Genomic DNA, 26,483 nt, shown 5'->3' with positions numbered 1-26,483 from the left:
GGCGTGCCGTTTCTACCGCGAGCGGCGCCCGCCGAACACGGAGTGCAGCAGCGGGAGCACCGAGACGCAGATCAGGGTGATGCCCAACGGCGCGACGGAGGGGACGAGCAGCGCTCCGCCGATGAGCATCGCCGCGAAGAGCACTCCCGACGCGATACGGCGGGCGATGCCCTCGAGCCGATCGAGGCGGCGTTCCAGACGGGAGGTGTCGAACGTGACATTCCCGTCGTCGATGCGCGTGATGATCTTGTCGATCCGGCCGGGCAGATTCCACGTTGTGGCCATCGTGCCCATCGCCTGGTTCGCGAAGGCCTGCACGATGTTCCCGCTCTCGTCGCGCAGCAGACGACCGGCATAGGGTTCGGCGGCATCCCAGACGTTGAAGGCGGGATCGAGCCCGCTGCACATGCCCGACGTCAGCGAGACGGCACGGATCAACAGCAGCATGTTCTCGGGCAGCTGCAGCGGAAGCGAGCGCACCATGTCGCCGAACTCCTCCGCGAAATCGCGGAACTCGCGCGGATCGACCTTGCTCAGCTCGGCGAAACCCATGCCGCCGAAGCGGGCGAACAGCGTGCTCAGAGCCCGTTCGAGTTCGGCGGTGTCGGCGGAGGGCAGCAGCACGCCGATCTCCTGAGCCGCGGCGACGAGGCCGCGACTGTCACGCCCGGCGACCGCGATCAGTAGTGTGCGCAGCCCGTCGCGGAGACTCGCCGGGATCTCGGCCATCATGCCGAAGTCGATGAACGTGAGGCGGAATCCCGGCCCCGGCTCTCCGTCGATCGACGGCGCCGGAGTGACGAAGATGTTGCCCGGGTGGGGATCGGCGTGCACGAAGCTGTGCGTGAACACCTGGTCGAACATGACCTCGGCGAACACCGCGGCGACCTGCGCCGGATCGATGCCGGCCGCGCGGAGGGCGTCGGTGTCGTTGATCTTGATGGCCGTGACATCCGACAGCGTGAGCACCCGACGGGTCGACCGCTCCCACACGATCTCCGGGGTATCGACGCGAGGGTCGTCGGCGAAGTTCTCGCGGAAGCGTTCGGCACTCGCCGCCTCGTGCAGGTAGTCGATCTCTTCGAGGCTGGTCTCGGCGAACTCCTCGACGAGCGCCGGGGCGTCCACCCGGTCGGCGACGATGCGCACGCGGGTCAGCCAGCGAGCGACGCGCCGCAGCGCCGCGAGGTCGACGGCGACGATCTCGTCGATACCCGGCCGCTGCACCTTGACGACGACCGCTTCGAGACCGGTGTCGGCGGCGTCGAGGTCCGAGAGCCTGGCGCGGTGCACCTGCCCGAGCGAGGCGGCGGCGAGCGGCGTGTCATCGAACCAGGCATACGCGCGCTCGAGAGGGATGCCCAGTTCGGCTTCGGCGAGAGCGCGGATCGCCGGCGTGGGCACGGGTGGGACCTCGTCCTGCAGCCCTTCGAGTTCCTTCGTGATCTCGGGCGGCAGCACATCGAGGCGCGACGACATGAACTGGCCGACCTTGATCATGAGCCCGCCGAGCTCGACCGCGAGCACATGGAAGCGCCGTGCGAAGGTCTGCATCCGCTGGCCACGGGTGCGCTCCGCGATCCTGCTCATCCCGAAACGCGGGAGGACGAGCTCGAACCACCAGATCTTGAGGAATTCCCGGCCCGCGAACGACAGGATGCGGCGGTACCTGGCGCGGTGAACGCCCTGTGCCGCAGCATCCGTCATCGCGTGGCTCCTTCGCAGGTCCCCGCTCGATGCCGCACTGCGCGGTCAGTCCTGCGCGAGGATCGAGTACAGCCTACGGCGGGCCTCGTCGAGGACCTCGATCGTCTGCTGCACCTGCTCGGGCGAACCGCTCCGGCCGACCTGGGCTGCGGCGGCGGCGAGGTCGACGCCCGCCTTCGGCAGAGCGTTGAAACGGGCGCTGTCGCGGTGCCCGTCCTTGCCGGACGACGACTCCCACGGAGCAGGGGTCTCGGAGTTCTCCTCGGACACGGCACGGCCGGCCTCGGTGAGGGAGTACGTCTTGCGACCGTTCTGCTCTTCGGCCTCGATGAGTCCTTCATCGGCGAGCAGCTGCAACGTGGGGTACACGGAACCGGCGCTCGGCTTCCAGGTGCCGCCGCTGCGCTCGGCGATCTCGTTGATGATCTGGTAACCGTGCATCGGCTTCTCGCCGAGCAAGGAGAGCACCGCCGCGCGGACATCGCCGCGGGCCATGCGCGAGCCGCCGGAGGGGCGGGACTCGAACGACTTGCGGAGCTGGTCCATGGCTTCGAAGATCGCGGATGCCGGGCCGCCGGGGCCCGTGCCGAAGCCGGATCCGCCGAAGAGTCCGCCGGGTCCGCCGTTGCTCCCGGGGCCGCTGTTGCCGCCGAACGGGTTGGAGGGGAATGCGTTGTTCATGATGACCTCCTGCTGTGGTGAACGATACTCAACGATATATCGTTCACCCTGAGGGTGGGGTGGGAGTTTCCGATGCGTCGACCCCGTGGATGACACCCCATGTCTTCGTCTTCGCATCGATGAGAACGGGCAGCTCGGCGTTCGGCGCTGCACGCCCGGCGGCGATGCATCGGCGGTCGCCGCACGCGTGCACCAGGTACTCGCGGCCCTGCTCGGGCTCCGGAAGACGCAGCTGCAGCTGGTACCGCACAGCTTCGTCGGTCGTCTCGAACGCCCCGACGACCGGCAGCTCGACACGGACCCCCGACTCCTTCAGCGTGACGGTCTCGTCCGCGTTCACTCTCGCGTTGATCCAGAGCCCGATGCCCAGCAGCACCATGAGCAGGCACCCGAAGCCGAGGAGGGCCAGCTCCCACCACCACGCAGACAGTGAGGGGAAGCTCAGAGCGAAGCCGATCACTCCCGACGCGACCAGCAGGCCGGCCGTGATGCGCTGACCCCAGGCGCCGCGACGGCTCGTGAGATCCACCTGAGTCCAGTCGAGAGACGCCGCGTCGCGCATGGCACCCACTGTAGGGGCCGGGCCCCCGTCAGCGCGACGGCCGGTCAGCGCGAGGGGAGGGTGAGGATCTCCGCGCCGTGCTCGGTGATCGCGATCGTGTTCTCGCTGTGGGCCGTGCGGCATCCGGTCGCACTGCGCAGAGTCCACCCGTCCGCATCCGTGCGGAGTTCATCAGTGTCGGCCATGACCCAGGGCTCGAGGGCGAGCAGGAGCCCCGGGCGGAGCGTGTAGCCGCGGCCCGGACGCCCATCGTTCGCGACGTGCGGATCCTGATGCATGGTGGAGCCGATGCCGTGGCCGCCGAACTCGAGGTTGATCGGGTAGCCCTCGGCACTCAGGACCGAGCCGATCGCGTACGAGAGGTCGCCGATGCGCGCCCCCGGGCGTGCGGCGGCGATGGCTGCGGCGAGCGCGCGCTCGGTCGTCGTGATCATCGCGAGGTCTTCGGCTGCGGGGTTATCGCCGACCACGAAGCTGACGGCGGCATCGGCGGAGACTCCACGGAGCGTGAGGGCCAGGTCGAGCGTGAGCAGGTCGCCGTCGGCGAGTCGATAGTCGTGAGGCATGCCGTGCAGAACGGCGTCGTTCACAGCCGTGCAGACGTAGTGCCCGAAGGGGCCTCGCCCGAACGACGGCGCGTAGTCGACGTAGCAGGATTCGGCGCCGGCCTCCTCGATCATCTCGCGGGTCCATCGGTCGAGGTCGAGCAGGTTCACGCCGACCTCGGCGCGGGTCTTCAGCGCCTGCAAGATGTCGCCGACGAGCGCACCGGCGGCCCTGGCGCGGACGAGCTCCTCGGCGCTCAGGATCTCGATCATGGGTGTTCCTCCGTGTCGTTCGATGCGGCTTCGCGAATCCAATAACTATCCCGGTAATACTATCCCGGTATTAGAATGGGCGTCATGATGGTCCGCATGCCTCTGAGCCCGGCCGACGTCGAACGCGGCGAGCGTCTGGGAGCGTTGCTGCGCCGCGCACGCGGTGAACGATCGATGCTGGCGGTCGCACTGGATGCCGGCATCTCCCCCGAGACGCTGCGGAAGATCGAGTCCGGCCGCGTGGCCACGCCGGCCTTCTCGACCATCGCGGCAGTGGCCGATGTGCTGGGCCTCTCGTTGGATGCGGTGTGGGCCGAGGTCGGCTCGCGCTCCGCAGACTCGGGCGCGCAGAGAATCGCCTCCTGAGCTCCGGATGAGCGCGGGCTTTCATCCCCTCCTCTGCTCCAGTTCTCCGTCGCGGCCGCCCGTCGTTCGATGCCCCTTCCTCGTGCCGCGTGAACCGCGCACACGCCCGGCCGTCGCGCAAGCCCGGTGACGCACACAGGAAGTCGTGTTTAGCTCGGGGGATTGTCGACTTGGGGGAGTGAGACGTTTGTCACAGAGTGATCGGCCGGAGAAGAGCAAGGCATCCGCGGACAACATCCGCGTGAGTGTGATCGTCCCGGTGTACCGGCCCGGGCCCTCGTTCGACGACCTCATCGCGTCGCTCGATCGACAGACCCTCGGCACGGCCTCGCTCGAGGTGCTCCTGTGCGACGACGGCTCGGGCGAGCCCACCGGTGCACGTCTGGCAGCCATCGCCCGCGACCGCCCCCATGTGCGGGTGCTGTCGCTGGAGCACTCCGGCTGGCCCGGCATGCCTCGCAACCACGGCGTCGACGCTGCTCGCGGAACGTATGTGCAGTTCGTCGACCAGGACGACTACCTGTTCGACGGTGCGCTCGAGAAGCTGTGCGATTATGCCGACCAGCACTCGTCCGATGTGATCGTGGGCAAGGAGGTGGGCATCGGCCGTCGTCTGCCGAGCCGGATCTTCAGCCACGACGTCCCCGACGCGGTCCTCGGAACCGACCCGCTCCTGGAGATGCTCACCCCGCACAAGATGTTCCGCACCTCCTTCCTCCGGGCGAACGGCATCCGCTTCCCCGAAGGAAAGGTGCGCCTCGAGGATCATCTGTTCGTGATGCAGGCGTACTTCGCCGCGTCGACGATCTCGATCCTCGCGAGCGAACCCTGCTACGCCTGGGTCAAAGAACCGGGCAGCGCGAGCTCTTCTCGCATCGACCCGGAATCGTACTTCCCTCATCTCGAGACGGTGCTCGATCTCGTCGAGGCGCACACCGAACCCGGAAAGCTCCGCGATCGGCTTCTGCGGCACTGGTTCCGCGGCAAGATCCTGAAGCGGCTCTCCGGTCGACAGATGGCCCGCTATCCGGACGACTACCGCGACCGCCTGCTCGACGTCGTCACTCCCCTGGTGCAGAAGAAGTTCGGGCCGGGCGTCGACGCCGGTCTCGGCCTGCCGCATCGGATCCGCGCGAGCCTGCTCCGCGCCGATCGACGCGAAGACCTGTTGGCGCTTGCGCAGTTCGAGGCCGGGATCACCTGTCACGCGGCGGTGACCGAGGCACGCTGGTCTCGTGGAGGCGGCCTGCACCTGACGCTGCGCGTGCCCCTCACGAGCGAAGGGCATGATGCCTTCGTCTTCGAAACCACGGTCGTCGAAGTTCCTGTGGCGGAATCCCCGGACCCGGACCCCCGGGCATCCGTCTCCCAGAACTCCGTCCCCCGGAACTCCGTCTCCAAGAAGAAGAAGGTGACGCGCCTGATCTCGCTTCCCGTCTCGACGATCGACGGCCTTCCGGAGACCCTCCTCGTCGCCGACCGCGAGCTTCGCAATGATCGGGTCGACCTCTTCCTCACCGACGGTGAGACCGGTGCCGAGCGCCGCATCGGAGGCCGCCACCCCCGCAACCTCGACTCCGCCCGCGTATCGATCGACCCTGTGAGGGTCTTCGGCCCGGACGACGAATCGCGTGGAGGCGCTCTGACCGTGAAGGTCCGGCGCGCGGGATGGACCTTCGAGACGCCACTCGTCGCCGCCCCGGCGGTGCTCGCCCGCGCGGGAAAGTCGCCCCTGCTTGCCGGCCGAAACTGCACGCTCGCGGCCAGGGATGACGGCACGGTCGAGCTTCGCCGCGAATGGCCGGGCGGTCGCGTCAAGGACTTCGCCGGACGCGCTGTCCGTCGGGTCCGAGCACTCGCGCGGCGCCGCTGACGCCACCCCACTCCGGCGCTCTCCTTCACCATCCCCGCATCGGCGCGCCTGCCCACCGCCAGCCCTGCCCGCCACCAGCCCTGCCCGCCGTCAGCCCTGCCCGCCACCAGCGGAGTCACCGCAGAGCCGCTCGTGCGACGACGCGCATCGCTGGAGTGATCGAGCCGAACGCTCCCGGCGATGAGAGTGCGCACAGGATCTCGATCACCCGCCCCGCCGCGTCTCGGTGATCGAAACGGCGGTCCGCACCGCCCTCCTGACGCGATCGCAGCGACCATTCGAAGCCCCATGCTCCGCCTCGTCGCCCCTCCGCTACGGCCGCCTCACCGCGTTCGATGAACTCGGAGAGCTCATCGAACGTCGCGGCCGAGCCATCGGCGACGGCCAGCAGCGCCAGGGTGACCGTGCGCGGCTGACCGCTGGGGAACATCCCCTCTCTTCCGATCGCGCGGACGGCCTCGACGATCCGCGCGAATGCACGCAGCTCGCCCTTCGCCAGTGCCTGCCCGCGGTGAGTGACCACGACGCGCCCGCGAAACCGGCGGACCGCCTTCGTGCGACGTGCGAGCAGCACCAGGGACTCCGCGGGGTCGGGCCGGCCGGGAGGCGCCGCGTCCGGCCAGCCGAGGGCCTCGACGGCGCGGGCTGCGACCGTGCGGGGCAGCCATCCGTCCGCCGCATCCTGCTCGACCCCGTCGGCACCGATCTGCACCATCAGCGCCCGCACCCCCTCCGTCACGGTCTCCACCGTCGTCGAACCAGCCATCACCGAATCACCCGTCACCGAATCGGGCGGTGCGGCGTCGATCAGCCCTGTGTCTTCGAGGTGCGCGAGAAGAGCCAGTCGACGCCCCGGACTCAACGACTCGCACAGCGACGCCAGCGGTGAGGGGTCGCGCAGGGCGTCGCCGACCGCTCCCCCCATCGACGGGTCGAGGCGCGGCTGCACGAGTCCGAAGCGCTGTGCGAGCTCGAACTCCACATGCTCCGCCCGGAACGGCGGTCGTCGCGTCTGCCAGTCCCCCGGAACCCGCTCATCCTCGTCAGCAGGGCCCGCATCGACGACGGTGACCCGCGGATCGCCCATACGGGTCTCGAACGGACCGGTGATCGTCACGTCGACCGACTCGGCGACGCCGGGGATCGACACCTGCTGGGTGCGACATCGCCAGGGCAGGAGATCGATGAGGGGTGGCGGGTCGGCTTCCTCCTCGCTCTCCGGGACGTCGGATTCGCGCCCGAGACTGAGGCGGTACGCCTCCACGACCCAGTAGGAGGGGGCGTCGCGTGGCACGCGGATGACTCGGGTGAGTTCAGGACGATCGGCGACAGACAACCCGACGTGAAGTGCCCACGTCACGTGCACATGCTCTGAGAGGTTCATCCGCGCAACGCTAGAGCGCCACCGACTGCACTCCCCGCCCCGGAAGCACGAGGTGTCGACAACTCGTCGAACTCGGAGGCTGTGCAGGAGAGCCGCAACGACGAGCAGCCGCGTGGCCCCACGCGGTCTATCGTTCGGCGAGCAGTTCCACGAGACGCGCCGCCTCGCCCTCCGGCATCCGGTACCCGTGCTCCGTTGCCGGGTAGACGCCAGCGCGCACCTCGGCCGTATACGCCTCGACACCTGTGATCGCGGCGGCGCGCAGATCGGCGTAGCGCTTCACGAACTTGGCGGCCCCGCCGTCGTAGAGACCGAGCAGGTCGTGGAAGACGAGTACCTGCCCATCGGCATCCGCACCGGCGCCGATGCCGATCACCGGGATGTCGAGCCGCGGCACGAGGGCGGCGGTCACCTCGGAGGGCACCGCCTCGACCACGAGCATCGAGCACCCGGCCGCCTGCAGCGCGAGGGCGTCGTCGATCACGGTCAGCGCGGTCTCGGCGGTGCGCCCCTGAGCACGGTATCCACCGAGCGCGGTGGCGGTCTGCGGCGTGAGCCCGACATGTCCGACGACCGGGATCCCCGCCTGCACGAGCGCACGCGCCCGGTCGACGGTCGTGCCGCCACGTTCGATCTTGACGAGGTCGCAGCCGGCCTCTTTGACGAAGCGCTGCGCGGTCGCGATGGCGATCTCGTCGGAGGCCTCGTACGATCCGAACGGCAGATCGCCGACGAGCAGCGGAGAAGTGAGTCCGCGCCGCACAGCCGCGGTCAGCATGAGCATCTCGTCGACCGTGACCGGCACCGTGCTGTCGTAGCCGAGCACGGTCATCGCCGCGGAGTCGCCCACGAGCACGATATCGACGCCGGCGGCCTCGACGATCTGCGCACTCGGGTGGTCGTAGGCGGTGACCATGACGATGGGTTCACGAGCCGACCTCTTCGCGGCGAGGGTCGCGAGGGTGACGCGGGGGCGGGGATCGGCGTGAGCACTCATGCGCGAGTCTCCGTATCGGTGGGATTCGTGTCGATGGATTCCGCGGCATCGGCGACGCGCAGGACGTGGTTGTCGATCAGACGGGCAGCGCCCACGTGCGCGGCGACCGCGAGAAGGGCGTCACGGTCGACACGAGCGAGGGGGCGGAGCGTCTCGGCGTCTCGGAGTTCGAGGTACTCGGGGTCGATCTCCGCCTCGCCGAGCACGTCGCGCGCGGCGGAGAGGATGCTGCCCGCGTCGCGGTCACCCGCCTCGAGTATCGCGAGCCCGGCGTCGAGGGCGCGGTTCAGCGCCACCGCCTGTGCACGAGCGGCGGAGTCGAGGTAGACGTTCCGCGAGCTCATGGCGAGTCCGTCCGCCTCCCGCACGATGGGGCACGCCACGATCCGCACATCGAGATCGAGGTCGCGCACGACGCGACGCACGACGAGCACCTGCTGCGCATCCTTCTGCCCGAAATAGGCGGTGTCGGGACGGACGATGCCGAACAGCTTCGTGACGACCGTGGCGACGCCGTCGAAGTGGTGCGCCCCGCGGGTCGCGCCGTCGAGAACATCGGTGAGGCCCGACACGTGGATGTTCGTCGCGAAGCCGTCGGGGTAGATCTCGGGCGGGGAGGGGGCGAAGAGGATGTCGACGCCCTCGGCTTCGGCGAGCGCGGCATCGCGCGCCTCGTCGCGCGGGTAGGCGCTGAGGTCTTCGTTCGGGCCGAACTGGGTCGGATTGACGAAGAGCGAGACCACGACGAGGTCGGAGCCCTCGCGCGCGGCGCGCATGAGGGACAGGTGACCGTCGTGGAAGGCGCCCATCGTGGGCACGAGGCCCACCGTCTTGCTCTCGGCTCTGGCGTCGCGGATCGCGGCCCTGACCTCGGGGATCGTGCGGAGGATTCTCATGCGGATGCCTCCTCGGTTTTCGTGATGGGGGTGCTGGCAGCAGGGCGCGCGGCGATCACACGCGTGGCTGCAGCGAGCGCGTCGAACAGATTGGAGAGGTCGAGCTCTTCGGCGGCAGCGCGTTGGCGCGCGACCGTCGCCTCGTCGCCGCGGGCGATGGGCCCGGTCAGGACTGGTGCGGCGCCGTTCGTCGCCCAGTTCTCGACCGTCTGGTGCACCAGCGGGGCCAGGAGCGCCCGTGCTTCATCGCGGGGGATGCCCGCCGCCGAGGCCAGGCCTTCCGCGGAGTCGAGCACGGTGAGGACGAAGTTCGAAGCGAACGATGCCGCCGCGTGGTAGCTCGCGCGGTGCGCGTCGTCGACCTCGAAGGGACGCGCACCGAGGGCGACGGCGAGCTGTTCCCCGATATGACGCGCTTCGGATGTGCGGCCGGCGATCGCGGCGCCGATGCCGCGGAACACCTCGGGCCCCTCCGCGCCGGTGAAGGTCTGCAGCGGATGGAGGCTGAAGTCCACATCCGTGAGCGCAGTTGCGCCGGAGACGTGCCCGAGGAAGCCCGCGTGGGGCCGTGCGTCGACGGCGGCCCCGGTGATCGCCGCGTCCGGGACGCACAGCAGGACGATGTCCGCATCCGGGATCCGTTCGTCGCGTCCGACCGGCCCGAGCACCTCGATCTCGGCGGACCGCAGGGCCCGCGCGAGTACGCGTCCGAGACGGCCGGCGCCGACGATGGCGATGGTCGTTCCTGGCGCAAGAGAGAAGGATGTCTGCATGTCGATTCCCGGAGCCGGTTGACGAGGTCCGGGTGCCAGAAGTATCTGCCTCGCGCGGCGTCCGATCCAAATCCTGGAGCAGAATGCCAACATAGATGTATGCAGGTGTTGTCTGTTTGCGCGAGGAATAGGTCGGTGAATTGACATTGCGTCATTCGGCACGAGCGGCGAACCCCTGGGGCGCATCTGCACACCCCAGGGGTTTCACCCGCCTCCGTGTTCAGTCCCGAGGCCAGACCGCGACGATCACCGCCCCGAGAACCGCCAGCCCCGCCGCGCCGAGGAAGAGCCAGGAGAAGCCGCCCGTGAGGGCGACTGCGGCCGATGCCCCATCCGCCGCAAGCCCTGCGGTGCGCAATCCGGCGACCGTTCCGAGCACGGCGAGCCCCACTGCTCCACCGATCTGCTGACTCGTGTTGATCAGGCCACCCGCGAGTCCGGCCTCTCCGCCGTCGACACCGTCGACGGCGAGCTGGGTCGTCGCCACCACGGCGCCACCGAGTCCGATGCCGATCAGGAGCGTCGGTCCGAGCAGCTGCGCGAGGAACATCGCGTTGGACGGAGCAGCCGCGAGCCAGACGAGGCCTCCCGCGAGGACGAGCAGAGCCCCGATCAGCACCGGTCGCGTGCCGACGCGACCGATCACGGCGGGAGCGACGCCCGCGACGAGCACGAGCACGCCGGCGAGAGGCAGCTGCGACAACCCCGCGGCGAGAGCGTCGTAGCCGAGCACGGCCTGCATGTAGACGGAGAGGGCGAAGAAGAGCGCGACCATCGCTGCACCCCCGAGCAGCATCACGATGTTGCCGAGCGCGAGGTTGCGGTTGCGGAACACCGACAGCGGAATGAGAGGCTCCGAGCTGCGGCGCTCGATCACGACGAAGCCGGCGCCGAGCAGGAGCGTCGCCGCGAACAGCACCAGGGGCAGCGGGTGCAGGAATCCGAGCTGTTCGACCGCGCTGAGGCCCCCGACGAGAACGACCAGCGCAGCCGTGACCGTGACGGCACCTGCAGCGTCCAGACGGCCGGGGATGCGGACGCCGTCGCGCGCGACGAGCAGCAGGATGGCGATCAAGACGAGTGCGCCCACCGGCACGTTGACGAAGAACACCGACTGCCAGCCGAGAGTCGCGGTGAGCACTCCACCGAGCAGGACGCCGGCCGCCGAGCCGATTCCGGCGACGGCGCCCCATACACCCAGCGCCTTGGCACGCTCCCGGTCGTCCGGGAACAGGTGGGTGAGCAGCGCCAGAGCCGCCGGGGCGAGGAGCGCTGCGGAGGCGCCCTGCAGGGCGCGGGCGCCGAGGAGCATCTCGCTCGAGACGGAGAGCCCGGCGAGCGCGGATGCCACGACGAAGCCGGCCGTCCCGATCAGGAAGACACGGCGGTGCCCGTAGCGGTCGGCCAGGCGTCCGCCCAGAAGGAGGAGTCCGCCGAAAGCCAGCACATAGGCGGTGATCACCCAGGCGAGAGCGGTGGTTTCCATTCCGAGCTGGTCGCCGAGGACGGGGAGGGCGATGTTCACGATCGAGGCGTCGAGCACGACGAGGAACTGCGCGAGGGCGAGGACGCTGAGGGCGAGCCAGCGACGCGTGCTGCGCGGTTGCGCGCCAGAGCCGGCCGCGGTGGTCGTGGGGGTGAGAGTGGTCATGAGGTGCTCCTGTTCTTGTTCAGGGTTCGTGTCTGGATCTCGGCGTAGAGAGTGATTATTCACTCACTCTTGAGGGCATGCGAAGAAGGGCCCACTCCGGGGAGGGATCAGCCGGGGTGCGTGATCCCCTTCGTGAGTAGGGCGACCCATTCCCCGGGGCGCCCGTCGAGCTGGGTGGTGACGATCAGGTGGCAGAGCTGCCCATAGGCGATGAACCGCTGCACATCATCGTCGTCTGCTCGCGAACGAGTCTTCGCGAATGTCGTGACGCGCTCGAGCCCGGCTCGAAGCGCCTCGCCGATCGCGGGGATCTCGGCCACCGACTGCGCGTGCACCTGCAGCATGAGCAGCGTCCGGTCGGAGATGAGGTGCGCGTACGCATCCCCCATCGCGTCGAGGACCCCCTCGGGCGACGCATTACTCGCTGCGTCCGCCCCCTCTTCCAGGGCGGCGACGATCGCGTCGAAGCACGCTTCCAGCGCGACGACGAACAGTGCCTCCTTGCCGGAGTACAGCTTGAAGACGTAAGCCGGCGAGATCTTGGCCTCGCGCGCGACGTCGGCGACGGTGGTGCCGTGATACCCGCCGCGTGCGAACGCCGCCAGCGCCGCCGCGGCCACGAGGGGCTTGCGGGCGTCTGCCGTGGAGAGGATCGAACTGCGCGTGGTGGACATATGAGTGACTGTACACTCACTCTCCCTGGAGGGCAAGCGCTGAGAGCTCAGGCGCGAAAACGGCGTCGCCCCTCCCCGCGCCGACCGTCACGAACAGAAGTCGTCGGCGAAACGCTCGAACTCCTCGCGACTCACGATCGGGTCGTCGGACGAATCCCAGATGTCGGATGCGAACATCCCGATGGGCGTGAACACCTCGCCGGGCTGCACGTCCGCCAGCTCACTCGCTCCGAACTGGCCCGAGACCGCGTTCTCTCCGTCGTCTCCGTAGGCCGTCAAGAGGAAGAGCACATCCGAGCCGAGGGTTCTCTCCCGAAACGGCATGGCGAGTTCGGCATCCCCCACGATCGGCGCGGGCATCGGGTATTCCCTGGTCTTGACGTTTTGCCACCCGTTGTCGTCGGGCTGAGATCCGAGCTCGGAGTCCGGAGGGAACGAGTTGATGGCCTGCAGGTTGAGAAGATCGACAGACCCGTGACAGAGGCGCACGAGCACTTCGAGGGAGCCATCCTCCTGCCGGAGCAGACCGAGAGTTCCGGTTGCGCCCGGGGTGCACGCCGTGAGCGCAAGCAGTGGCGTGACGAGCAGCACCGCAGCGACGTGCCGAGTTTTCATGAAGGCACATTATCCGCCTGCACACGCGACGACCGCGAACGTATCTCAAACGTGATGGCGGGATCCGCGAGGCCTACAGCACCGAGTCGAGCAGCCCGGGAAAGAGCGCGTCGAGGTCGTCGCGTCGCAGCGTCAGCATCCGCCGGCGTCCGTTCGGCTCGTTGCGGATGACGCCGGCTTCGCGCAGCACCTTCATGAAGTGCGACTTGGTCGACTTCGGGAGATTCGGGTCGGTGGAGTGACAGGCGGCCATGTCGAGGGGGCCGTCGGCCAGCTGGCGCGTGATCGCGAGACGCTCGGGGTCGCTGAGCGCGAAGAGCACGTCGGTGAGCTGGATCTCGGAGCGCTCCGGATGGGGAAGATCGCCAGGCATAGTTCGAGAATAGTTGAACAATCGACGGATGGCGAGTACGCTCCGATAGTTCGATGATTCTCGAACCTTACGAGGAGACGCCATGACCACGACCGAGCCGATCGTCGCCGTCCCGCAGCCGACCGCACCGCCTCGGCCGCGGACGCGGTTCGGATTCGTCCTGGCGATCGTCGCGCAGATCCTGATGATGGTCGGTGCGAGCGCTCCCTCGCCGTTCTACCCGGTGCTCGCGCAGGAGATCGGCTTCGACGCGATCGTCATCAGCGCCGTGTTCGCCGTCTACGCGGTGGCGCTGCTGCTCACCCTGCTCACCGCCGGCTCCCTCTCGGATCATGTCGGTCGTCGACCGGTCGCGATCGTGGGGTTCCTGCTCCTCGCCGGAAGCATGTTCCTGTTCTGGCATGCGGACGCTGTGGCCATGCTGTTCCTGGCCCGCATCCTGCAAGGCATCGCGAGCGGTCTGCTCATCTCGGCGCTGTCCGCCACGGTCCTCGACTTCGCCCCCGGTGGACGGGCCGGGATCGCCGCCCTGTGGAACGCGCTCAGCCCGGGGATCGGCCTCGCGCTCGGCGCACTCGCCTCGGGGGTGATGCTCGACGTCAGCGGCGAGGCCCTGCTCGACGTGTTCGCTCCACTAAGTTCGGCCTACATCGTGCTCGCCGCCCTGTTCTTCCTCGTCCCGGAGACCGCGCCCCGCACGCCAGGAGTGTGGGCGTCGCTGAGCTTCCGCCTGTCGATCCCGTCCGCGATCCGCGCCGACTTCTGGCGGGGCGCTCCGGCCGTGATCGCAGGGTGGGCGACGGGCGGGCTGTTCCTGTCGCTGGGCGCGAACATCGTGCGCGGCGAACTCGGCGGCGAGGCCCACGTCTGGCAGGGCCTCGGCGTCGTTCTGCTCGCCGGGGTCGGGGCCGTGACGGCGTTCACGCTCCGGAAGATCGCGGCCCGGTCGATGGTGCTGTTCGGCACATCGGCCCTGGCGGTCGGAACCCTGCTGTCCCTGATCGCGCTCGGCCTCGGATCGCTGCCGTTCTACCTCGTCGCGGCCGCTGTGACGGGCATGGGATTCGGCACGGCGTTCTCCGGCGTCGTGGCGTCGCTGGCACCGCGTATCCCGGCGACGCAGCGCGCCGACACGTTCGCCGTGATCTACCTGCTGGCGTACCTCGCGTTCGGGGTGCCGGCCGTGATCGCCGGCTCGCTGGTCGGGATCGTCGGCCTCGAAACGGTGTGCGTGGGGTACGGGATCGTCGTGATCGCACTGGCCGGGATCGCTTTCACGCTGCGTATGCGCCGCGCGGCATAGACGCACGGGCGCCGCTCAGCGCACGACGAGCTCGGGGGTGATCAGTGCGTGTGCCGACCCCGCCTGCAGGGTGCGCGGGGCGACGATCTCGCCCGTCGGACCCATGAGGAGTTCGAGGACCGCCGTCGCCACGTCCTCCGGACGCTGCTCGACGCTCGAGAAGCCCAGCGCCTCGGCGGTCGGCGTGTTGTCGAAGCCGATCACCGGCAGCGAGAGCCCCGCGGCGGCGACCGCCAGCAGCGCGCCCACGGCGAGCGAGTCGCTGGCGCACACCAGGGCATCCGGTGCCGGCCCCGCGGCGAGCGCCGCATCGACGACGGTGCGGGCGAACGGAACCCCCTCCTCCGCCGTCAACCGCGCACCCTGGACTCCGGCCGCGGCCATCGCCTCGCGCCAGCCGCGCTCCCGGTCGTCACCCGTGCCCGATCCCGTCGGCCATCCGAGGAACGCGACGCTGCTGCCGCGGGTCAGCGCGTGCTCGGTCGCGGCGTGCGTTCCCGCGGCGCCGTCGACATCGACCCAGAGGTGGCGCGGGTCGGCGATGTCGTCCTCCCCCCACGGCCGACCGAACGAGATGAAAGGCAGCCCGTCCTGATCGAGGCTGCGCACGCGCGGATCGTCGCGCGAAGTGCCGGTGATGATCGCAGCATCGATCTCCGACCCCTCCCAGAGCTCCGACAGTCTCTGGATTTCTTCTTCCCGCGTGCGTGCGGCATAGACGAGCATCCGCATCCCCCGCTCGCTCGCGCGCTCGGTGATCGCGTGCACGAAGCGGTCGAGGACGACGCCGGAGATCCCGCCGAGGTACGGATCGAGGCGGATGCCGATCGTCGAGCTGCGCCGCAACCGCAGCTGTCGCGCAGCCGCGTGACGTCGATAGCCGAGCTCGTGGATCGCCGCGATGACGCGTTCCCTGGTCGCCGGGCGGACGATGTCGGGAGTGTTGAGCACGTTCGAGACCGTCTGCCGGGAGACGCCCGCGCGCTCGGCGACGTCTTCGACGGTCGGCGCCTTCGCCATCGCACCTCCTCGTTCACGCCCGGGTTGACACTTCCCGCGACTCCCGCTTAGCCTATTCCACGCAGAGTTTGATCGTTCAAATTTCTGCGACGAACCCGCACGGTCCTCCCGAGGCCGTCGCCCGCAGTGACTCATCAAAGGAGAGAGACCATGACACGGCACACCACTCGCGCAGTCTTCGGTACCGGGGCGGTGCTGCTCACCAGCGCGCTCGTGCTCACCGGCTGCGGCTCCGGTTTCGCCGGGGACGACCAGAAGGCGGACGACGAGGGGCTCACCTCTTCCGACGACGCGCTCACCGTCCTGATCGGCTCGTCCGGTGACGCCGAGACAGCCGCTGTGCAGTCCGCCGTCGACGCCTGGTCGGCCGAATCCGGCATCAAGGCGAAGGTGCAGACCGCGACCAACCTCGACCAGGAGCTGTCGCAGGGCTTCGCCGCCGGCGACCCGGCCGACCTGTTCTACCTCTCCGCCGACCAGGCTTCGGGCTACGCGGCCAACGGATCGCTCAAGGTCTACGGCGACGAACTCGCCAACAAGGACGACTTCTACCCATCGCTCGTCGAGAACTTCACGGTCGACGGCACGTTCTACTGCGCGCCCAAGGACTTCTCCACCCTGTCGCTCATCATCAACACGCAGATGTGGACCGACGCCGGTCTCACCGACGCCGACCTCCCGAAGACCTGGGACGACCTCGCCGCGGTGGCGCAGAAGCTCACGACCGCGGATCACGTCGGTCTCGCCTTCGGCGCCGAGTACCAGCGCGTGGGTGTCTTCATGGCACAGGCGGGCGGCGGTCTCGTCGACGACGGCACGGTCATCGCCGACGATGCCGCCAACGTCGAGGCCTTGGACTACGTGAAGTCGCACCTCGTCGACGGCACGTTCGCGTACGCCAAGGATGTCGGGGCCGGATGGGGCGGCGAAGCGCTCGGCAAGCAGTCCGCCGCCATGGTGATCGAGGGCAACTGGATCACCGGAGCGCTCTCGAACGACTACAGCAGCCTGCAGTACACGGTCGCCGAGCTTCCCGAGGGCGCCGGCGGCAAGGGCACGCTGCAGTTCACGAACTGCTGGGGCATGGCTGCCGACAGCCCGAACCAGCAGGCCGCCCTCGACCTGGTCGAGTACCTGACGAGCGCCGACAGCCAGCTCGCCTTCTCGAAGGCATTCGGTCCGATGCCGTCCATCAAGTCCGCCGCCGCGGACTGGACCTCGGCGAACCCCGAGCTGGAGCCGTTCCTCGCGGGCGCGGAGTACGCGCAGTTCCCGCCGAACCAGGCCGGGACCGCCGACGTCATCGCCGACTTCAACTCGCAGCTCGAGTCGCTGAAGACGTCCGACTCGAAGACGATCCTCGACTCCGTCCAGTCGAACCTCGAAGCGGTCGTCAAGTAGCCATGGCGATCAAGGCAGCGCCTCGCCGCGGCAGGGCCTCCGGGCTCCGCCGCGGCGAGGCGGCAGCCGGATGGCTGTTCACGGCGCCGGTGATCGTGATCCTCGGCGTCTTCCTCCTCATCCCCGTCCTCATGGCGCTCTGGGTGAGCGTCTCGGACTGGGGCGGTCGCGGCAGCCCCCTCTCCGGCTCGGTCTCGTTCGTCGGCGCCGACAACTTCGCCGCCGTCCTCACCGACGGCGGTCTCGCGACCAAGGATTTCGGCACGTCGCTGCGCAACAACGCCTGGTACGTGCTGCTCGTCGTCCCGCTGCAGACCGCGCTCGCACTGTTCCTCGCGATCCTCGTGAACCGCGCCATGCTCCGTGGCCGGGGATTCTTCCGCACCGCCTATTACTTCCCCTCCGTGACCAGCACCGTCGCGATCACCGTGCTGTGGATGTTCCTCTTCACCTCGAGCGGAGCCGTCAACGATGTGCTCTCCTGGTTCGGCATCAACGGCCCCAACTGGTTCAACGATCCACGCGGCATCCTGCATCTGGCGCTCGGCACGGTCGGCGTCGATGCCGGCCCCGCGGCCCTCACCCAGGGCGGCACGCTCGGAGTGTCGTGGTGGGAATGGCTCGCCGGCCCCTCTGTCGCGATGAGCGCGTACATCCTGATGGCCATCTTCACGACCTCCGGAACGTTCATGCTCATCTTCCTCGCCGGTCTTCAGAACCTCGGCGCCGACGTCGACGAGGCCGCCATGATGGACGGCGCGAACGGCTGGCAGCGGTTCTGGCGCATCACGTTGCCCCAGCTGCGCCCGACCCTGTTCACCGTGCTCACCCTCGGCCTCATCGGCTGCTGGCAGGTGTTCGACCAGATCTACACGGGCACCAGGGGAGCACCGAGCAAGACCACGCTCACCCCGGCCTACCTCTCGTACCAGACCGCGTTCCAGAACCAGGAGTGGGGGCAGGGAGCGGCTATCGCGTTCATCCTGTTCGTCATCATCGTGATCTTCACGCTCCTGCAGCGATGGGTGCTGCGTGATCGGCCGGTCTCGAAGCGTCGCATCCGCGCGTACGCGTCCTCGTCCTCGTACGCGTCATCGTCCTCGTCGAAGGGAGCCTCGTCATGAGGCGGCTCTCGTCGAAGCAGCTGACCTGGCAGATCGCGCTCTACGCGCTGCTGATCATCCTCGCGGTCATCTACATCTATCCCTTCCTGATCCAGGTCGCGACGAGCTTCAAGACCGATGAGGATGCCGCGTCCAGTGGGATCACGCTCATCCCCGACGTGTGGACGTTCGCCGCGTACGAGCGCCTGTTCCGCAACTCCGACTTCCCCTCGTGGTTCGTGAACAGCGCGATCGTGACGATCTTCGTCACGGCCGGGCGCGTGTTCTTCAACTCGCTCGCCGGGTACGCGCTGGCTCGACTCCGCTTCCACGGGCGGGGTGTCGTCTTCGCCGCGCTGGTCGCCGTGATGTCGGTGCCGACCGTCGTGCTGCTGATCCCCAAGTTCCTCGTGATCAACCAGCTCGGCATCTTCAACTCGTATGCCGGGATGATCCTGCCGCTGCTCGTCGACGCGGCAGGGGTGTTCATCATGAAGAACTTCTTCGAGTCGATCCCCGAGTCGGTCGAGGAGCAGGCCCGCATCGACGGTGCCGGCACGTTCCGGCTGTTCTGGTCGGTGGTGCTGCCGATGGCGACCCCGGCGCTCGTGACGATCGTGATCCTGTCGTTCCAGGGCTCCTGGAACGAGCTCAGCCACTTCATCGTGTCCACCAACGACCCCGCCCTGACGACCCTGACCAAGGGCGTCGCATCCCTGGCCAGCGGCGGACTCAGCCAGGGCACCCAGTACCCGCTCAAGCTGGCGGCCGCACTCATCATGACGATCCCCGTCGCCGTGATGTTCTTCGTCTTCCAGCGCCGCATCATGAACTCCACAGAAGGAGCCGTCAAGGAATGACCCCCACCCCGCCCCTCCAGCCGCTGCTGGACGACGCCGTGATCATGCTCGAGGCACCGACCCAGGCATGGTCCGACGATGTCGGCCGCATGGGCACCGCTCCGATCCACGGCATCTACCACGGCGACGTGCGACACATCCGGAGCATCGAGACCACGGTCGACGGCACCGCGCTCGAATCCATCGGATGCACGTCGCCGGTGCCGCAGCAGGCGCTCCTGACGGATCTGCTCCGCGGGCTCGACGACGAATCGGCCGATCCGAAGGTGCGGATGGATCGCGACCGGCGGGTCGCCGCCGGTGCCTTCTCCGAGCGGATCACGGTCGCGTCGCACCTCGGCACCCCGGTTCCGATGACCCTCACCGTGCGCATGGTCCCGGACTTCGCGCCGATGCAGCAGGTCAAGGCCGGGCTCGCCGCCGATGCGGCCTGGACCTGGGACGGATCCGTCTGCCGCGCGGGAGAGGCGTCGTTCGCGCTCACCGCCCCCGAGGCCACGGTGGCCGAGGACGGAGACGCCCTGGTGCTGCGGTGGGATGTGGTGGTCCCACCGCGAGGCTCTGCCGCCGTGGTCTGGGCGGTTGACCTCGACGACCCCTCCCTCGTCGTCACCGCCGCGCTGCCGTCGCGCGCGCCGCAGCCGACCGTTCCCGCCGACTCGCGCGCGGCGCGATGGATGGAGCAGGCGGCCGCGGATCTCTCCGCGCTCCGCCTCGCCCTGCCCGCGCACCCGGAGGACGCGTTCTACGCCGCCGGAGCCCCCTGGTTCTTCACGCTGTTCGGACGGGACTCGCTCTGGGCCGCGCGGCTCGCGCTCGCGATCGACCCCGACATGGCGGCCTCCACCCTGCGCGTGCTGGCGCGCCTGCAGGGCACCGCGCACGATGCGTCGACGGCCGAGGCTCCGGGCAAGATCGCGCACGAACTGCGGAGCGGCGCCCTCTCGCTGCCCAACGAGGGCGTGCATCTGCCGCCGCTGTACTACGGCACCGTCGACGCGACTCCGCTCTGGGTCTGCCTGCTCGCCGACGCCCATGCCGAGGGGATGTCCGAGCGCGAGGTGCGGGCATTGCTCCCGGCTCTTCGGGCCGCGCTCACCTGGATGACGGTGCACGGCGACGCGTCGGGCAGCGGCTTCATCGACTATGCGGACGAGTCGGGCCACGGCCTCGCGAACCAGGGGTGGAAGGACTCGGGCGACTCGATCCAGTGGCGCGACGGGCGCCTGGCCGAGGGCCCCATCGCGCTGAGCGAGGTGCAGGGCTACGCCTACGAAGCCGCCATCCGTGGTGCCGACCTGCTCGACACGTTCGGTGAACCCGGTGCGGCCGACCTCCGGACGTGGGCCGCAGATCTTCGCTCACGCTTCCGCGCCGCGTACTGGGTGACCACGCCCGAGGGCCGCTACCCGGCCATCGCCCTCGACGCGCACGGCGCCCCTGTCGACACCCTCACGAGCAACATCGGACACCTGATCGGCACCGGCATCCTCGACCCGGAGGAGGAACAGGCCTGTGCGGCGCTGCTGACCGCACCGAGCATGTCGAGCGGCTACGGCATCCGCACGATGTCGACCGGAGCCGCCGGCTACTGGCCGCTGAGCTATCACGGCGGCAGCGTCTGGGCACATGACACCGCGATCGCCGTGCACGGCATGATGCGCGCCGGGCTCGACACCGACGCGCGGATGGTCGCCGAGCAGCTGCTCGACCTCGCGGAGGGCTTCGAGTACCGCGTTCCCGAGCTGCACGCGGGCGATGCCCTCGTTCCCGGTGGCGCGCCCCTTCCCTATCCCGCGGCCTGCCGCCCGCAGGCATGGTCGGCCGCAGCCGCGGTGGTCGTCGCGCAGGCTCTGGGCTGAAGCGGGTCGATCGGCTGAGCGTTCGGCGGTTGGGCGGCCGGCGGGGGTTCGGCCTCAGCCGATCGTCCGGCCGTCCTTCCAGACGGTGCGCACGAGCGGCACTCCCGGACGGTAGGCGAGGTGGATGCGCGTCGGTGCGTCCAGCAGCACGAGGTCGGCCCTGGCACCGGGCGCGATCACGCCGACGTCGTCGCGGCGCAGTGCCTTCGCCCCGCCCGCCGTCGCGGCCCACACGGCTTCGGCCGGGGTCATCCCCATGTCGCGCACGGCCACCGCGATGCAGAACGGCATCGACGAGGTGAAGCTCGACCCCGGGTTGGTGTCGCAGGCCAGGGCCACGGTCACTCCGGCGTCGATCAGGCGTCGAGCGTTCGGATACGGCTGCCGCGTCGAGAACTCGACTCCCGGCAGCAGCGTGAGCACGGTGTCGGATCCGGCGAGGGCATCGATGTCGGCATCCGTCAGGTACGTGCCGTGGTCGATGGATGCCGCGCCGAGCTCGACGGCCAGACGCACGCCCTCGCCCGGGCCGAGCTGGCTCGCGTGCACGCGGGGCGCGAGTCCGCGCGCGATGCCCGCCTCCAGCACGCACCGCGACTGCGCCACCGTGAACGCACCGGTCTCGCAGAAGACGTCGATCCACTTCGCGTGCGCAGCGCAGGCGTCGAGCATGGGACCCGTGACCAGATCGACATACGCGTCGGCGCGGTCGGCGTACTCCGCCGGGACGACGTGCGCCCCGAGGAATGTCACCTCGGGCGTCACCTCGGCGGCCAGGCGCACCAGGCGCTCCTCGTCGGCGACGCTCAGCCCGTAGCCGCTCTTGATCTCGACCGTCGTGGTGCCCTGTGCGAGCATCTCGTCGAGGAAGCCCCGCAGACGTGCGCGCAGCTCGTCATCGCTCGCGGCGCGGGTGGCGGCGACGGTGGAGCGGATGCCGCCGGCGGCGTACTTCTGCCCCGCCATGCGCGCCTCGAACTCGGAGGCACGATCGCCCCCGAAGACGAGGTGGCTGTGGCTGTCGACGAATCCGGGGATCATCGCACGCTCCCCGGCGTCCACGACCTCATCGGCTTCCGGCGCCTCTGCGGCGGCACCGACCCAGGCGATCCGCTCGCCCTCGATCAGCACGGCGGCATCGGTGAGGGTGCCGGTGATGTCGTCGCCGGCGGCGACGTTCGTGGTCAGTTCCGCGATGTTCGTGATGAGCGTTGCCATGTCCTGAGCCTGTCAGAGCATCGGGACCTTGAGGCCGCGCTCGCGGGCGACCTCGCGGGCGTGCTCATAGCCGGCGTCGACGTGACGCATCACGCCGGTACCCGGGTCGTTCGTCAGCACGCGCTCCAGCTTCTCGGCCGCGAGTTCCGTGCCGTCGGCGACGGTGACCTGACCGGCGTGGATGGAACGGCCGATGCCGACACCGCCACCGTGGTGCAGCGACACCCACGACGCGCCGGAGGCCGTGTTGAGCAGGGCGTTCAGCAGCGGCCAGTCGGCGATCGCGTCGGAGCCGTCCTTCATCGCCTCGGTCTCGCGGTACGGCGATGCCACCGAGCCGGAGTCGAGGTGGTCGCGACCGATCACGATCGGAGCTGACAGCTCGCCCGACGCGACCATCTCGTTGAACTTGAGTCCGGCGAGGTGGCGCTCCTTGTAGCCGAGCCAGCAGATGCGGGCGGGCAGCCCCTCGAAGTGCACCTTCTCGCCGGCCTTCTCGAGCCAGCGGTGCAGGGCGGCATCTTCGGGGAAGAGCTCGGCGATCGCGCGGTCGGTCTTGTAGATGTCTTCCGGGTCGCCGGAGAGCGCTGCCCAGCGGAACGGTCCGCGTCCTTCCTCGAACTGCGGGCGGATGTACGCCGGCACGAATCCGGGGAACTCGAACGCGCGGGCGAAACCGCCCAGCTGCGCTTCGGCACGGATCGAGTTGCCGTAGTCGAACACCGCGGCCCCCGCATCCTGGAACGCCACCATCGCCTCGACGTGAGCGGCCATCGACGCACGCGAGCGGCGGGTGAACTCCTCGGGGTCGCGCTCGGCTTCCGCCTTCCAGTCCACCACGGCGATGCCGAGCGGGAGGTAGGCGAGCGGGTCGTGGGCGCTTGTCTGGTCGGTCACGATGTCGATCGGCACACCGCGACGCCGCAGCTCGGGGAACACCTCGGCCGCGTTGCCGACCACGCCGACCGAGAGGGCGTCGCCCGCCTCCTTGGCGGCGACCACGCGGGCGACGGCCGCGTCGAGGTCGGTCGTGTACTCGTCGAGGTAGCCGTGCTCCACGCGACGGACGAGACGCGACTCGTCGACGTCGACGATCAGCACCACCCCGTCGTTCATGGTCACCGCCAGCGGCTGGGCACCGCCCATCCCGCCGGCTCCGCCCGTGAGGGTGAGCGTGCCACGGAGCGAGTCACGGCCGAGCGAGCGGGCGACGGCGGCGAACGTCTCGTAGGTGCCCTGCAGGATGCCCTGCGTGCCGATGTAGATCCAGGATCCGGCGGTCATCTGCCCGTACATGATGAGGCCGAGCTCTTCGAGCTTGCGGAACTCCGGCCAGGTCGCCCAGTCGCCGACCAGGTTCGAGTTGGCGATGAGTACACGCGGTGCCCACTCGTGCGTGCGGAAGACGCCGACCGGCTTGCCCGACTGCACCAGCAAGGTCTCGTCGGGCTCGATCTCGTCGAGGGTGCGCACGATCGCGTCGTATGCGTCCCAGCTGCGGGCGGCCTTGCCGGTGCCGCCGTAGACCACCAGGTCTTCGGGGTGCTCGGCCACCTCGGGGTCGAGGTTGTTCATCAGCATGCGCTTGGCGGCTTCCGCGCCCCAGCTCTTCGCGGTGCGCTGGTTGCCGCGGGCTGCCCGGACGACGCGGGGTCCCGAGACCGGAGCGCCGGATGCGGTGGTGTCGGATGGGGTGGTGTCGGATGCGGTGGACTCAGCCATGAGCGTGCTCCTTTGCGATGCGGGCGACGTCGCCCGACTGGACGAGGGCGGTGACGGCTTCCATCTCCGGCGAGAGGAAGCGGTCGGGTCCGGGGCCGTCGGCCACGGTGCGGACCAGGTCGCGCACGGCTCCGGTCGCGGGTCCGGCCTGCAGCGGGGCGCGCAGGTCGAGGGCGCGGGCGCCGGTGAGGATCTCGATCGCGAGCACGCGGCCGAGGCCGTCGATCGCCCGGCGCAGTTTGCGGGCGGCCGCCCATCCCATGGAGACGTGATCCTCCTGCATCGCGGAAGAGGGGATCGAGTCGACGGATGCCGGCACCGCGAGGCGCTTGAGCTCGGAGACGATCCCGGCGGCCGCGTACTGCGCGATCATGAGGCCGGAGTCGACGCCGACCTCGTCTGCGAGGAAGGGCGGAAGCCCGTGGCTGCGGGCCGGATCCAGCGCGCGATCCGTGCGACGCTCGGAGACCGAGGCGACGTCGGCGACCGAGATCGCGAGGAAGTCGAGGACCGCCGCGACCGGAGCGCCGTGGAAGTTGCCGTTGGACTCGATGCGTCCGTCGAGGGTGATGACGGGGTTGTCGATCACGCTGGCGAGCTCGCGTCCGGCGATCAGCGTCGCATGGGCGAGGGTGTCGCGGGCGGCGCCGTGCACCTGGGGCGAGCAGCGCAGTGAGTAGGCATCCTGCACCCGGCCGTCGTCCGGCCCCTTGTGGCTCGCGACCATCGGGGAGTCGCCGAGGAACCCGCGCAGGTTGGCGGCGGATTCGGCCTGACCCGTCTGCGCACGAAGCGCCATCAGGTCAGCCGCGAACACCGCGTCGGTGCCGAGCTGCGACTCGACCGACATCGCCGCGGCGAGGTCGGCGGTGAGCAGGAGCGTCTCGAGGTCGTGGAGTGCGAGCACCAGCATGCCGAGCATGCCGTCGGTGCCGTTGATGAGCGCGAGCCCCTCCTTCTCGACGAGGGTGAGCGGCTCGATGCCCGCGGCGGCGAGGGCCTCGGTGGCGGGGAGCAGTGCGCCGGATGCATCGCGGACCTCTCCCTCCCCCATCGCAGCCAGGGCGATGTGGGCGAGAGGTGCGAGGTCGCCGGAGCAGCCGAGCGAGCCGTACTCGCGGACGACAGGCGTGATGCCCTCGTTGAGCAGCGCGGCGTAGGTCTCGACGACGACCGGACGCACGCCGGTGCGGCCGGAGGCGAGGGTCTGCAGCCGCAGGAGCTGGAGTCCGCGCACGACCTCGCGCTCGACCTCGGCCCCGGTGCCCGCGGCGTGCGAGCGGATCAGGCTGGCCTGCAGCTGCATGCGACGGTCGGGGGCGATGAAGGTGGTCGCGAGAGCGCCGAACCCGGTGGAGACGCCGTAGTGCGGGTTCGGGTCCGCCGCGAGGCCGTCGATCACGCGACGGGTGTCGGCGACGCGCGCGAGCGCATCCGCGTCGAGCTGCACTGGTGCGCTGCGACGGACGACGGCGACGACATCGGCGGGAGACAGCGGGGCCGCTCCGACCAGCACGGGGGCGAGTTCAGTCATGGTTCGATTCCACACCCGACGTGTGGCCGGGGACACCCGTTCGTGCGATGCTGTGTCTGTGATCCCAGACAACGCGAAGAGCCCTCAGGTGCCGGAGGTGGGGGTGCCGGCGGTGGAAGCGCTGACCGCGCAGCAGCCGACCGCGCAGATGCCTGCGGCGGAAGTGCCGACCGCGCAGGTGCCTGCGGCGGAGAACACGCTCCGCATCCTGAGCTATCTCGCCGGACGGCCCGCGCCCGTGGCGGCGTCGGCGATCGCGCGCGAGCTCGAACTGCCCCGGTCCACGGTCTATCACCTGCTCACCACCCTGGCCGCTCACGGATTCGTGCTGCACCTGCGCGAGGAGAGACGCTGGGGGCTCGGCACCTCGGCTTTCGAGCTCGCCGGCGGTTACACGCGCCAACAGCCTTTGGCGCGAAGGGGCCGTCCTCTGGTGGCTGCGCTCTCGGACCGGTTGGGGGAGAGCGCGCACCTGGCGGTGATGAGCGGTGGGGATGTGCTGTACATCGTCGAGGAACGCGCACCTCGGAGGCCGGCGTTGGTGACGGATGTGGGTGTGCGGCTTCCCGCGCACCTCACGGCTTCGGGCCGCGCGATGCTGGCGGCGCTCCCCCGCGAGCAGGTGCGGGCGCTCTATCCGGACGTCTCGGCGTTCCCCGATCGCACGGGTCTCGGACCTCGCACGCCGCGCGAACTACGCGAGCTGCTCCGCGATGTGCGGACGAGGGGATATGCGACGGAGAACAGTGAGATCGCGGACGGGCTGCGCAGTGTGGGCGCCGCGGTTCTCGATGCTGCCGGCTGGCCGGTTGCCGCGGTGGCGGTGACGTGGGGCCGTGCGGATCTGGATGAGGACCTGCTCGCTGCCGCTGTGCAGGAGTGCGCGGCCATGCTCGAGGCACGCCTGAAGCGTTGAACTGCGTTGCGACGGTCGTGTTAACGCAGAAGAGCCACCCCACGAGGGATGGCTCTTCGTGCTCTCCTCGAGCACAACGCAAGAAAGCCACCCAGCATTGGGTGGCTTTCTTGTTTAAAAGGAGTCCGGCGGTGTCCTACTCTCCCACAGGGTCCCCCCTGCAGTACCATCGGC

General features: G+C 69.4%; 24 protein-coding genes. 8 read left to right on the top strand and 16 right to left on the bottom strand.

Annotated elements, in window-relative coordinates; all coding sequences use genetic code 11:
* Nucleotides 1-12: 12 nt before the first annotated feature.
* The 4 genes from DW307_RS02925 to map are packed head-to-tail and all read right to left on the bottom strand — an operon-like array spanning nt 13 to nt 3,768.
* Complete coding sequence (locus DW307_RS02925) at nt 13-1,707, bottom strand: ABC1 kinase family protein (protein WP_136023878.1); 1,695 nt, start codon at nt 1,705-1,707, stop codon at nt 13-15.
* Nucleotides 1,708-1,752: 45 nt separating this feature from the next.
* Nucleotides 1,753-2,388 (bottom strand): PadR family transcriptional regulator, encoded by a 636-nt coding sequence (locus DW307_RS02920; RefSeq protein WP_021198429.1) that lies wholly within the window; start codon nt 2,386-2,388, stop codon nt 1,753-1,755.
* A gap of 43 nt (nt 2,389-2,431) precedes the next feature.
* A complete protein-coding gene (locus DW307_RS02915; RefSeq protein WP_029265232.1) occupies nt 2,432-2,950 on the bottom strand; it encodes a hypothetical protein in 519 nt (172 codons plus the stop codon).
* A 44-nt stretch (nt 2,951-2,994) separates the two neighbouring features.
* Complete coding sequence (gene map, locus DW307_RS02910; protein WP_136023877.1) at nt 2,995-3,768, bottom strand: type I methionyl aminopeptidase; 774 nt, start codon at nt 3,766-3,768, stop codon at nt 2,995-2,997.
* Nucleotides 3,769-3,855: 87 nt separating this feature from the next.
* On the opposite strand from map, the gene DW307_RS02905 reads away from it, so the two are divergent.
* Nucleotides 3,856-4,134, top strand: a complete 279-nt coding sequence (locus tag DW307_RS02905; RefSeq protein WP_136023957.1) for a helix-turn-helix domain-containing protein — start codon at nt 3,856-3,858, stop codon at nt 4,132-4,134.
* Between the two features lie 178 nt (nt 4,135-4,312).
* Nucleotides 4,313-6,007: a glycosyltransferase family 2 protein gene (locus DW307_RS02900; protein ID WP_205810317.1), complete on the top strand. Its 1,695-nt coding sequence runs from the start codon at nt 4,313-4,315 to the stop codon at nt 6,005-6,007.
* 115 nt (nt 6,008-6,122) lie between these two features.
* Here DW307_RS02900 and DW307_RS02895 read toward each other — a convergent pair whose 3' ends face one another.
* The 8 genes from DW307_RS02895 to DW307_RS02860 all read right to left on the bottom strand — a co-directional run bounded on the left by DW307_RS02895 (nt 6,123) and on the right by DW307_RS02860 (nt 13,370).
* On the bottom strand, nt 6,123-7,391 hold the full coding sequence (locus DW307_RS02895) for a hypothetical protein (RefSeq protein ID WP_136023875.1): 1,269 nt from the start codon (nt 7,389-7,391) through the stop codon (nt 6,123-6,125).
* 127 nt (nt 7,392-7,518) lie between these two features.
* Complete coding sequence (gene panB, locus DW307_RS02890) at nt 7,519-8,388, bottom strand: 3-methyl-2-oxobutanoate hydroxymethyltransferase (RefSeq protein ID WP_136023874.1); 870 nt, start codon at nt 8,386-8,388, stop codon at nt 7,519-7,521.
* Nucleotides 8,385-9,284, bottom strand: a complete 900-nt coding sequence (gene panC / locus DW307_RS02885; protein ID WP_136023873.1) for a pantoate--beta-alanine ligase — start codon at nt 9,282-9,284, stop codon at nt 8,385-8,387. The genes panB and panC overlap by 4 nt, the downstream gene beginning before the upstream one ends.
* Entirely contained in the window at nt 9,281-10,057 is a 777-nt protein-coding gene (locus DW307_RS02880; RefSeq protein WP_029265239.1) for a DUF2520 domain-containing protein, read from the bottom strand. Before DW307_RS02880 ends, panC begins: the two co-directional genes overlap by 4 nt.
* A gap of 220 nt (nt 10,058-10,277) precedes the next feature.
* Nucleotides 10,278-11,708 (bottom strand): MFS transporter, encoded by a 1,431-nt coding sequence (locus DW307_RS02875; RefSeq protein ID WP_136023872.1) that lies wholly within the window; start codon nt 11,706-11,708, stop codon nt 10,278-10,280.
* 107 nt (nt 11,709-11,815) lie between these two features.
* On the bottom strand, nt 11,816-12,382 hold the full coding sequence (locus DW307_RS02870) for a TetR/AcrR family transcriptional regulator (RefSeq protein WP_029260152.1): 567 nt from the start codon (nt 12,380-12,382) through the stop codon (nt 11,816-11,818).
* A gap of 87 nt (nt 12,383-12,469) precedes the next feature.
* Entirely contained in the window at nt 12,470-12,997 is a 528-nt protein-coding gene (locus DW307_RS02865; protein ID WP_136023871.1) for a hypothetical protein, read from the bottom strand.
* Nucleotides 12,998-13,070: 73 nt separating this feature from the next.
* A complete protein-coding gene (locus DW307_RS02860) occupies nt 13,071-13,370 on the bottom strand; it encodes an ArsR/SmtB family transcription factor (RefSeq protein ID WP_136023870.1) in 300 nt (99 codons plus the stop codon).
* Nucleotides 13,371-13,452: 82 nt separating this feature from the next.
* Between DW307_RS02860 and DW307_RS02855 the strand changes: the two genes are divergently transcribed.
* Nucleotides 13,453-14,673, top strand: coding sequence for an MFS transporter (locus DW307_RS02855; protein WP_029260155.1), 1,221 nt, complete (start codon nt 13,453-13,455; stop codon nt 14,671-14,673).
* A gap of 15 nt (nt 14,674-14,688) precedes the next feature.
* Here the strand turns inward: DW307_RS02855 and DW307_RS02850 are convergent, their stop codons facing one another.
* Nucleotides 14,689-15,693, bottom strand: a complete 1,005-nt coding sequence (locus DW307_RS02850; protein ID WP_136023869.1) for a LacI family DNA-binding transcriptional regulator — start codon at nt 15,691-15,693, stop codon at nt 14,689-14,691.
* 150 nt (nt 15,694-15,843) lie between these two features.
* On the opposite strand from DW307_RS02850, the gene DW307_RS02845 reads away from it, so the two are divergent.
* From DW307_RS02845 to DW307_RS02830, 4 genes are read left to right on the top strand one after another with little or no spacing between them, the layout of a single operon-like run.
* A complete protein-coding gene (locus DW307_RS02845) occupies nt 15,844-17,094 on the top strand; it encodes a sugar ABC transporter substrate-binding protein (RefSeq protein ID WP_136023868.1) in 1,251 nt (416 codons plus the stop codon).
* Between the two features lie 2 nt (nt 17,095-17,096).
* Nucleotides 17,097-18,218 (top strand): carbohydrate ABC transporter permease, encoded by a 1,122-nt coding sequence (locus tag DW307_RS02840; protein WP_021198442.1) that lies wholly within the window; start codon nt 17,097-17,099, stop codon nt 18,216-18,218.
* Nucleotides 18,215-19,057 carry a carbohydrate ABC transporter permease gene (locus tag DW307_RS02835; protein ID WP_136023867.1) on the top strand — a complete coding sequence of 281 codons (843 nt, stop codon included), beginning with the start codon at nt 18,215-18,217 and terminating at the stop codon, nt 19,055-19,057. Before DW307_RS02840 ends, DW307_RS02835 begins: the two co-directional genes overlap by 4 nt.
* Entirely contained in the window at nt 19,054-20,919 is a 1,866-nt protein-coding gene (locus DW307_RS02830; protein WP_136023866.1) for a glycogen debranching N-terminal domain-containing protein, read from the top strand. Before DW307_RS02835 ends, DW307_RS02830 begins: the two co-directional genes overlap by 4 nt.
* Before the next feature lie 54 nt (nt 20,920-20,973).
* Here DW307_RS02830 and hutI read toward each other — a convergent pair whose 3' ends face one another.
* Genes hutI through hutH form a run of 3 tightly spaced genes read right to left on the bottom strand, consistent with a single transcriptional unit; the run spans nt 20,974 to nt 25,393 of the window.
* Nucleotides 20,974-22,137, bottom strand: a complete 1,164-nt coding sequence (hutI, locus tag DW307_RS02825; RefSeq protein WP_136023865.1) for an imidazolonepropionase — start codon at nt 22,135-22,137, stop codon at nt 20,974-20,976.
* A 12-nt stretch (nt 22,138-22,149) separates the two neighbouring features.
* A complete protein-coding gene (gene hutU / locus DW307_RS02820) occupies nt 22,150-23,859 on the bottom strand; it encodes a urocanate hydratase (RefSeq protein WP_136023864.1) in 1,710 nt (569 codons plus the stop codon).
* Entirely contained in the window at nt 23,852-25,393 is a 1,542-nt protein-coding gene (gene hutH, locus DW307_RS02815) for a histidine ammonia-lyase (protein ID WP_136023863.1), read from the bottom strand. The genes hutU and hutH overlap by 8 nt, the downstream gene beginning before the upstream one ends.
* 148 nt (nt 25,394-25,541) lie before the next feature.
* On the opposite strand from hutH, the gene DW307_RS02810 reads away from it, so the two are divergent.
* Nucleotides 25,542-26,309, top strand: a complete 768-nt coding sequence (locus DW307_RS02810; protein ID WP_136023956.1) for an IclR family transcriptional regulator — start codon at nt 25,542-25,544, stop codon at nt 26,307-26,309.
* The last annotated feature ends 174 nt before the right edge of the window (nt 26,310-26,483 follow it).

Origin of the sequence: Microbacterium sp. K27, assembly GCF_004794435.1 — a bacterium.
Lineage (GTDB): Bacteria > Actinomycetota > Actinomycetes > Actinomycetales > Microbacteriaceae > Microbacterium > Microbacterium maritypicum_A.
This window is presented reverse-complemented; position numbering and strand designations above follow the sequence as displayed.